Source organism: Pseudidiomarina atlantica, from assembly GCF_000753735.1.
GTDB classification, from domain to species: Bacteria; Pseudomonadota; Gammaproteobacteria; order Enterobacterales; family Alteromonadaceae; genus Pseudidiomarina; species Pseudidiomarina atlantica.
In genome coordinates, this window is record NZ_JPIN01000025.1 from 1 (window position 1) to 563 (window position 563).

General features: G+C 48.8%; 1 tRNA gene and 1 rRNA gene. Both read left to right on the plus strand.

Going from position 1 to position 563, the window contains the following annotated elements:
- Window positions 1-17 precede the first annotated feature (17 nt).
- Window positions 18-93: transfer RNA gene (locus tag IDAT_RS12700), tRNA-Ala, on the plus strand.
- A 210-nt stretch (window positions 94-303) separates the two neighbouring features.
- A 23S ribosomal RNA gene (locus tag IDAT_RS12705) occupies window positions 304-563 on the plus strand; the annotation flags it as partial.

The window sequence follows — 563 nt, forward strand, 5'->3', positions numbered from 1 at the left end:
ACAGGCCTGCGGCCTGTGGGGCCATAGCTCAGCTGGGAGAGCGCCTGCCTTGCACGCAGGAGGTCAGCGGTTCGATCCCGCTTGGCTCCACCACTTTCTTTCGAAGTTAGTGCTAAGCATTCTTACGAGAATGGTTATCAGTAACTGAATGTTACGTGCTCTTTAACAATATGAACAAGCTGATTGTAATAAAGTAATGAAATGCCACTCTACTTGAATCAACCATTTTGGTAGAGGCGTATCGAACTTGTGTACAGCATCGAGAACAGCCCATAGAACTCGGAAGACACTTTCGGGTTGTATGGTTAAGTGACGAAGCGTAGACGGTGGATGCCTAGGCAGTTGGAGGCGATGAAGGACGTACTAACTTGCGATAAGCCATGATGAGGCAGTAAGAGCCGCTTGAGTCATGGATTTCCGAATGGGGCAACCCAGTGTGCTTGCACACTATCTTGCACTGAATACATAGGTGTAAGAGGCAAACCCGGAGAACTGAAACATCTAAGTACCCGGAGGAAAAGAAATCAACCGAGATTTCCCTAGTAGCGGCGAGCGAACGGGAA